Here is a 7406-nt window from a genome sequence, read left to right as displayed (position 1 = left end):
AAGGAACTCCTTTTTCTATATTTTGAGAAAATAATTTAAGGAATAATTCATCCTTACACAAACTATTTTACGGTCTCTAAAAAAGATATAAGACGGCTGAAATTTGAGCAAGTTTATAACTATACTTATGATTATTTAGATATAATTTATATAAATATTGAAAGTGATTATTAGATAGGAGAAAATCATGAAAAAGAATACTTTACTTAAAACAATCGGAACATTATCATTAACTGCCTTATTAGGATTAGCTCTTACTGCATGTAGTAATAATTCTGATAAATCTGACGACTCAAAATCCTCTAGCTCTAGTTCTGAAAAAACTGAATCAACTAAAACTAGTAGCAGTGATAAAAAGAGCCAAGCGGAAAAGACTGTTAATGAAGGTAAAACTAAATTAGAAGTCAAAACTATCAAGATTAGTCAAACTGAAGCATTAAATAAATTTGATCAAACTTATAAAGATAAGAAAATTAAAGATATTGATTTAAAATCTGAAAGTAAAGAATATGTCTATGAAATTGAAGGATTTGATAACAATAAAGAATACACTGTTGTCATCAATGCAAATAATGGTAAGGTTATTCGCTCACACAGTGAAAAGCGCGATCTAAGTGATAGCTTAGATAAGGCATTAGACCTTGATAAAACTATCAGCCGTGATGAAGCCACTAAGATTGCAGAAAATAAAGTCAAAGGTACTGCTAAAGAGTGGAAGCTTGAACAAGACCACAACAATGCTTACTGGGAAGTTGAAGTAGACGATGGCAGTAAGACTAGTGAAGTTAAGATTGATGCCATCAATAAGAAAGTTATCGAAGTTGAACATGATAGATAAATAAAAAACGAGCTAGTTTTCACTAGCTCGTTTTTTACTTTTCATTCGCTTTAGTATATCTCCTCAAAAGTATGATTATTTGATTCTATTTTAATTTCTTGGCTAATAAGTAGTCAATCTGAGGATCATCCCCAACTTGGAAAACATGTTGTCCTACTCGCTTAAAGCCATCTTTTTTATAGAACTTCTGCGCATTATAGTTCTTTTCATACACGCCAAGCCACATATAATCCTTAGCTTCTTTTCTAGCCAATTCCTCCGCATACTTAATTAAAACTAAACCTAAGCCGCGGTGTTGGAACTTTTCACGCAAATAAATTCTTTGAATTTCAAAAGCATTATCTTTAACTTGTTCAGTCTGTGCATCCCCAACATTAACCTTCAAATATCCGGCCACATCATCTTCAACCATCAAGAAGAAAAAGCGACTATTTGGATTTTCAATTTCCTTAGTTAAAATTTCAACGTTGTAATCTTCATTCAAAAACTTGACCATATCATCCGGTGCAGTATAAGGATCAAAGGTCGTTTTAAAGGTTTCTTTCGAAATTTCACTCAGCTTCTCAACATCATCCACAGTAACAGGTCTTACTTGACAATCACTCATTTATGTTTCTCTCTTTCAAATTTTTTATTGCATCACAGATATAGTATTTGAAACAAATTATTAACTATAGCATAATAAAAAGCATAATAAAATTCAAGATATAAATTATTGGAGGAGATAAAAATGATTACACTTGCTAACATCGTCGTCTTTTTAGTCGCAATTGAACATATTGCTATCTGCGGCATTGAAATGTTTGCTTCACCAGAAAGACAAGCTCGCGTTTTTGATATGAAAACAAGTTTTACTAAGCAAGAATCTGCCCAAGTTGCACTAGCTAACCAAGGTATCTACAATGGTATGCTTGGAATTATTATGATTATTGCTTTCTTTATTTTTGATGGCATGACTTTACCAAGAGTCTGGTTCTTACTTTTGAGCATGATTATAGTTGTTGCTATTTATGGAGGTTTTACTGCTACTAAGAAGATTTGGCTAGTTCAGCTTCTTCCAGCTGTAATTGCCGTAATTTTGCTCGCACTTGCACATTAATCTATACACAAAAAAAGACAAGCCATACGCTTGTCTTTTTTGTTCAAATTTTAGTTTGCACGTGACTTGTATACACCTTCAGCGGTGTTAATTACTAGTTTTTCGCCTTCCTTAATGAAGTCAGGAACAGTAACAACCAAACCTGTTTCCATAGTTGCTGGCTTACCACCACCTGCAGCAGTAGCACCTTTAATTTCGGGTTGTGTTTCCTTAACAGTCAAAACAACGGTTGCTGGAAGTTCAATTCCGATCAATTCACCATCATCTGTAAACTCAAGTTGAACTTCAATATTTGGAATAAGGTACAACTTGTCATCACCGATTTGTTCATCAGAAATTTCGTATTGTTCATAAGTTTCAGTATCCATGAAAGTGTAAATATCACCTTCGCTGTAAAGGTATTGGGCAGTCTTTTTAGTAATTTCTACCAGGTCAACCTTTTCGGTTGGACGCATAGTCTTGTGTACAACTGCGCCACTCTTCACATCGCGAAGATCCATTTGCATAACAGTGTTACCTTTACCGGGCTTATGGTGGTTAGCTGCAAGAACTGCAATAAGCTTACCATCTTGACTAAATACCATACCTTTTTTCAAGTTAATTGCTTGTACCATTTTGTTTTTGTCTCCCTTTTATTAACAATCTTTTAGTCCAATTGCTCTACACTGGGTGGCAACGCAAACTTCTTTATCAATAATAAATAAATCGTTTTCATAAGTTCTAGTATAACAAATTAAAAATGTTTCAGGTATATATAATCAATTAAATGTCCCTCAGTTTTATGCAAAATCAAATTTGCTCTAGTCTTAGTTGGAGCAATATTTTGTCTTAAATTGACTAGATTGACCATTTGCCAGGTTTCTTCCGCAAATTTAACCGCATCCTCACGTGGACCATTTGCCATCTGGTAAAACTTATTATCAGGGTTGTTCTTATTCATATCTAGAATTGAATTGAAACGTTGCAAAAACCAACTCTCAATCATATCTTCTTCGGCATCAATATAAATTGAAAAATCAAAAAAATCACTAGTAACAATTTGACCACTTCTTGGAAGTTGTAAAGTATTAATTCCTTCCATAATTAAAATATCTGGTCTTTTTATATGACCATATTCTTTAGGTACAATATCTCCAAGCGTCTGTGAATACAGCGGATAAACAATATCTTCTTTTCCACTTAAAACATCAGTCAAAAAGTCACTCAACATTTGCATATCATAACTTTCTGGAAAGCCTTTGCGAGACATGATTCCTCGTCTTTCAAGTTCCGCATTTGGATATAAGAATCCATCTGTCGTCATAAGGTGAACCTTTAATTCTGGATAAATTCGACTCAAAAGTAGCTGTAAAAGTCTAGCTGTAGTTGATTTTCCTACCGCTACTGACCCAGAAATCCCTATAATAAATGGTGCAGGAGTAATTTCTTTTTGCAAGAAGTTCATTGCCGCAGCCTGCTTTTCTCGCTTAGCTTGATACATCAAATGTAAGTATGAAATTAAACTAGTGTAAATTTCATGAACATCATCTAATCCAATTACATCCCCTATAGACTTTAATTCAATAATTTCATCACTGGTAATATTGATATGTTTATGTGGCGTTAAACTAGTCCACTCATCTCTTGAAAATTTAAGATATTTATCCATTTACTTTTCCTTTTTCCTGTTAATAATTAAATTAATTATAGTATAGAAGAGGTCATAATATGAAAAAAATAGTCTTATTCGGTGATTCATTATTTAATGGCTTTCGCCAACATCGCAACACCGACGTAATTACTCATGGACTCCAAAAACGCTTAGGAAAGTTCGCAATTGTGGAAAATATGTCAAAAAGTGGAGCCACAACTATTGAAGCACTTGATTATCTCGATCAGATTGATCCTAATGCCGATATAATTATCATCGAATATGGCACTAATGATTCTTCAGCCTGGGGAATTAGTTGTGAAAATTATGCTAAAAACCTTGAAACAATAGTCAATTATTTCAATCCTAATAAATTAATCATTGTTAGTCCTTGGCATCCTAATCCAAATAGCGAACAAACTGAATTCTTTAATCCACAAATACTCAAAGAAAATGTGGAAATTGCCCAAAAATTAGCAAAAAAATATAATTGTCCCATTATTAACCTAAACAAATTAACAGATGGAATAAAGAATGTGGATAAAATTTATCAAAGTGATGGCTTACATTTAACAGACTTAGGAAATAAATGCTTACTCGATCTAATTACGCCAGTAATTGAAACAAAATTAAAAGGCTAGAGAAAACTAGCCTTTTTTTATAGATTCTTAATCATCATAATATGGTCAACTCCGCCTTCATCAAAGATTGACCCTTCAGTTTGGTAGCCAAGATGTTCATAAAATGGCTTAGCTGTCATTTGAGCATGACAAGTTACCTTTTCTACACCCTTTTTTCTAAGAAATGTATGAACCTGATGCATCATCTCAGCTCCTAAATGCTGACCACGAGCTGCTTTAGATACTGTAACACGGCCAAACATCCAACCATATTCTGGATCTTCGAAAACTCGGCAAGTTGCTAGTGCATTAGTTTTATCCGAATTCAATAAAAAGACTTGAACTGCAGTTAAATCAATCTCATCAAGATCTGGCAAGGTAATTTTTTGCTCTGCAACAAAGGTTTCATTTCGCAATCTTGCTACACAGAACATTTCTCGTCCGGTCATTTTATCCACATGTGTAAAAGTGAATTTTTCTTTCATTACTCATCCCTCTTTCCCTAAATAGTTGCTATTGCGGCCAAACCATTTCTTATTTAGTGCCTCTATCTTACCATTTTTTTGTAATACAGCAAGGCCGTGATTGATCTTTTTCTGTAATGTCGTATCGCCCTTGCGCATTCCAACTGCAAATAAGTCCGCTGGAATTTGCTTATCAGTTAAAACACGATAATTTTTACTCTTAGCCATATGGGCAATATAATAGTTGGCATAAACTTCATCAAGTAAGATTCCCTGAATTCTTCCAGCATTTAGGTCTAAGAAAGCACTAGGAATTTGATCATACAAGACTGTGTCTTTAGCATGCAAGGCCGTTTGCTTACTATCATACCACTGCTGAGCAGTTGAACCAGTTTGCAGTCCCAAAGTTTTAGTTTTCATTTGAGCAAAATCATGAATACTACTATCTTTTTTCACAACTAAAACTTGTGCATTCTTTAAATATGGACGACTGAAGAGAACTTTCTTCTTTCTCTGCGCAGTGATACTATATCCGTTCCAAATCAAATCAATTGTTCCATTTCTAAGCTCAGTCGCATTCATAGCCCAATCAATAGTCTGAAAATCAACTTTAATTCCATAAAGTTTGAAGACCTCTTTGGCTAAGTCCACATCATAACCAGTTAGCTGGCCATTTTTCTTTTCAAACCCCATTGGGACAAAAGAATCATCTAGACCTATTACAACTGTCTTATTTTTTTCAATTTCCTGCCAGCTATCTCTATTAGTATTTTCTCTAGTACAAGCCGTCAAACCGAGAACCACCAATAATATCGAAGCCAGTATTAAAAGTTTCTTTTTCATATTATCCCTCTACTAACGGCTTCACTTTTAACATTTGATCAGCAACATGTTCCGCAAATGCTAAATCATGAGTAATAATTAGTTGAGTAAGTCCAGTTTCTTTAAGACTAACGATCATCTTTTCCACTTCTTGTCGAAGGGCCGGATCAAGCGCACTAGTTGGTTCATCGTAGCACAAAATCTTTGGCTTCATTGCAAGTGCACGTGCAATTGCGACACGTTGTTTTTGACCACCAGAAAGTTGAAATGGATATTGCTTTTCGTGACCATCCATTTGTAACTTTTTGAGCAAACTCATTGCTTCTTCATTAGCTTCATTAAGAGTCTTTTTTAAAACCAATCTAGGTGCTAAAGTGATATTTTCCAAAACTGATAAATTAGGAAATAAGTTATAATCTTGAAAAACTACACCAACTTTACCAGAGTCATAGGCTTGTCCATCAATTAAAATTTGACCAGAATCTTTTTCTTCAAGGCCGGCGATTATTCTTAATAATGTAGTCTTTCCAGCACCAGAAGGACCTACAATTGTTAAAATATCACCGTCTTTTAATGAGAAAGAAATATCTTTTAAAATTTGGCGGCCATTATATGCCTTAGCTAAATTTTTTACTTCTAACATCAAACTCACCTATGCCTATCTATAATAACTGAAGTGCTTTTCAATCTTCTTCTGAGCAAAAGCACACACACTGATTAATAAAAGATAAATTGCACCAACTAAGAGTAGTGGTACCAAAGTTACATCTCTTGCCATTGCTACATTTCCGGCTCTAAGTAAATCGCCAAGTCCGATAACATACACAAGTGATGAATCTTTGATCAAGTTAATAACTTCATTACCAATTGATGGCAAAACAATTTTCATAACTTGTGGAATTATAATCTTCATCATTGTTTGAAACGGCGTCAAACGCAATACTTTAGCAGCTTCAAATTGCCCTTCATCAATTGACTGCATTCCACCACGAAAAATTTCTGCAAAATATGCTGCATAATTAAGCACAAAGGCGAATAATGCTGCCTGATATCGTGGAAAAACAATATGCAAGATTGGAAAACCATAAAAGACAAATATTAATTGAAGTAATAGTGGGGTTCCACGCATAATCCAGACGTAAAATTCTACTAACCATTTAATTGGTTTAATCTTGCTCATTTCACCTAGAGCTACAAAAATTCCTAATGGTAAAGCCAAAACAATTGTCCAAAAGAAAATTTTTAATGTCATCCAAGTCCCAGCAAGAAGAGCCGGCATAATTTGTGCTACGTATTCCATATTCTCACCTTTTTCAATAAAAAAGTCCTCTCAAGCCTAAGCTCAAGAGGACGACTTATCGCGATTCCACCTCAGTTTACAGCCCGCTTACACTAAGCTGCCTCACTAGGTTTATTAACTCACGATAATAAAAACACCCTCCTAGATCGATTGACCTAAGAGGGCGAATTTGTGATCCGCGGTTCCACCTCATATTCACAGCTAATTCACATTAACTGTCTTAGTAAGTTCCGTTAATAAACCTTTAGCTATAACGGGCTAACCCGGACCTCTCTACTACCATTTCAAGGAGCCAACTCACAGATGTGCTTCACTCAAGTAGCTGCCTCATTTCCACCAGCAAAGGCTCTCTAAAAACTATACTTGAGTTACTATTTCTGCTCTAAGTTGTTAATCACATGTGATTTAAATATAGCTGATCACTAACTTTTTGTCAATGTTTTCCGAAATTATTTTTAATAGATTTTCTCAAATATTGATAGAGAATTAATCACAAATAAAATAGTAATACAAAAAAGAGCCACAATAGTGACTCTTCAAAATAAAATGATATTTTATCTTACGGTCCATGTCGGATTTGAACCGACGATCTTCTCCGTGACAGGGAGACGAGATAAACCACTGCTCCAATGG

At 34.5% G+C, this 7406-nt stretch carries 10 protein-coding genes, 1 tRNA gene and 1 other annotated feature; of the genes, 3 read left to right on the top strand and 8 right to left on the bottom strand.

The genetic code is table 11. The annotated features are described in order from the left end of the window. The first annotated feature begins 187 nt into the window (after positions 1-187). On the top strand, positions 188-838 hold the full coding sequence (locus tag NFR82_RS08660; RefSeq protein ID WP_251717874.1) for a PepSY domain-containing protein: 651 nt from the start codon (positions 188-190) through the stop codon (positions 836-838). Positions 839-923: 85 nt separating this feature from the next. Here the strand turns inward: NFR82_RS08660 and NFR82_RS08655 are convergent, their stop codons facing one another. After that, the gene (locus NFR82_RS08655) at positions 924-1445 is read right to left on the bottom strand and encodes a GNAT family N-acetyltransferase (RefSeq protein WP_251717873.1); all 522 of its coding nucleotides are present in this window, start codon (positions 1443-1445) and stop codon (positions 924-926) included. A gap of 123 nt (positions 1446-1568) precedes the next feature. Here NFR82_RS08655 and NFR82_RS08650 point away from each other — a divergent pair, with 123 nt between their 5' ends. Continuing rightward, a complete protein-coding gene (locus tag NFR82_RS08650; protein ID WP_251717872.1) occupies positions 1569-1937 on the top strand; it encodes a DUF1304 domain-containing protein in 369 nt (122 codons plus the stop codon). A gap of 50 nt (positions 1938-1987) precedes the next feature. Here NFR82_RS08650 and efp read toward each other — a convergent pair whose 3' ends face one another. Further along, positions 1988-2551 (bottom strand): elongation factor P, encoded by a 564-nt coding sequence (gene efp, locus NFR82_RS08645; protein ID WP_251717871.1) that lies wholly within the window; start codon positions 2549-2551, stop codon positions 1988-1990. A 119-nt stretch (positions 2552-2670) separates the two neighbouring features. Then, positions 2671-3585 carry a type I pantothenate kinase gene (gene coaA, locus NFR82_RS08640; protein WP_251717870.1) on the bottom strand — a complete coding sequence of 305 codons (915 nt, stop codon included), beginning with the start codon at positions 3583-3585 and terminating at the stop codon, positions 2671-2673. 59 nt (positions 3586-3644) lie between these two features. Between coaA and NFR82_RS08635 the strand changes: the two genes are divergently transcribed. Next, a complete protein-coding gene (locus NFR82_RS08635; RefSeq protein ID WP_251717869.1) occupies positions 3645-4208 on the top strand; it encodes an SGNH/GDSL hydrolase family protein in 564 nt (187 codons plus the stop codon). A gap of 17 nt (positions 4209-4225) precedes the next feature. Here the strand turns inward: NFR82_RS08635 and NFR82_RS08630 are convergent, their stop codons facing one another. From NFR82_RS08630 to NFR82_RS08610, 5 genes are all read right to left on the bottom strand, one after another. Next, the gene (locus tag NFR82_RS08630; RefSeq protein WP_251717868.1) at positions 4226-4672 is read right to left on the bottom strand and encodes a GNAT family N-acetyltransferase; all 447 of its coding nucleotides are present in this window, start codon (positions 4670-4672) and stop codon (positions 4226-4228) included. Positions 4673-4675: 3 nt separating this feature from the next. Next, positions 4676-5494: an amino acid ABC transporter substrate-binding protein gene (locus NFR82_RS08625; protein ID WP_251717867.1), complete on the bottom strand. Its 819-nt coding sequence runs from the start codon at positions 5492-5494 to the stop codon at positions 4676-4678. 1 nt (position 5495) lies between these two features. Next, positions 5496-6116 (bottom strand): amino acid ABC transporter ATP-binding protein, encoded by a 621-nt coding sequence (locus tag NFR82_RS08620; protein ID WP_251717866.1) that lies wholly within the window; start codon positions 6114-6116, stop codon positions 5496-5498. Positions 6117-6131: 15 nt separating this feature from the next. After that, a complete protein-coding gene (locus tag NFR82_RS08615; protein WP_251717865.1) occupies positions 6132-6773 on the bottom strand; it encodes an amino acid ABC transporter permease in 642 nt (213 codons plus the stop codon). A gap of 156 nt (positions 6774-6929) precedes the next feature. After that, positions 6930-7167, bottom strand: a binding site (T-box leader). A gap of 171 nt (positions 7168-7338) precedes the next feature. Continuing rightward, a tRNA-Asp gene (locus NFR82_RS08610) sits at positions 7339-7406 on the bottom strand.

This window comes from Lactobacillus agrestimuris, assembly GCF_943193025.1.
GTDB lineage: Bacteria > Bacillota > Bacilli > Lactobacillales > Lactobacillaceae > Lactobacillus > Lactobacillus agrestimuris.
The sequence above is the reverse complement of the archived record's forward strand: the minus strand, read 5'-3'. Positions and strand labels throughout refer to the sequence as shown.

Excerpts from the sequence above, each read along its gene's own strand:
- NFR82_RS08625 (WP_251717867.1), bottom strand. The coding sequence starts at position 5,494 with ATGAAAAAGAAACTTTTAATACTGGCTTCGATATTATTGGTGGTTCTC.
- NFR82_RS08615 (WP_251717865.1), bottom strand. The coding sequence starts at position 6,773 with ATGGAATACGTAGCACAAATTATGCCGGCTCTTCTTGCTGGGACTTGG.
- efp (WP_251717871.1), bottom strand. The coding sequence starts at position 2,551 with ATGGTACAAGCAATTAACTTGAAAAAAGGTATGGTATTTAGTCAAGAT.
- coaA (WP_251717870.1), bottom strand. The coding sequence starts at position 3,585 with ATGGATAAATATCTTAAATTTTCAAGAGATGAGTGGACTAGTTTAACG.
- NFR82_RS08660 (WP_251717874.1), top strand. The coding sequence starts at position 188 with ATGAAAAAGAATACTTTACTTAAAACAATCGGAACATTATCATTAACT.
- NFR82_RS08655 (WP_251717873.1), bottom strand. The coding sequence starts at position 1,445 with ATGAGTGATTGTCAAGTAAGACCTGTTACTGTGGATGATGTTGAGAAG.
- NFR82_RS08620 (WP_251717866.1), bottom strand. The coding sequence starts at position 6,116 with ATGTTAGAAGTAAAAAATTTAGCTAAGGCATATAATGGCCGCCAAATT.
- NFR82_RS08635 (WP_251717869.1), top strand. The coding sequence starts at position 3,645 with ATGAAAAAAATAGTCTTATTCGGTGATTCATTATTTAATGGCTTTCGC.
- NFR82_RS08630 (WP_251717868.1), bottom strand. The coding sequence starts at position 4,672 with ATGAAAGAAAAATTCACTTTTACACATGTGGATAAAATGACCGGACGA.
- NFR82_RS08650 (WP_251717872.1), top strand. The coding sequence starts at position 1,569 with ATGATTACACTTGCTAACATCGTCGTCTTTTTAGTCGCAATTGAACAT.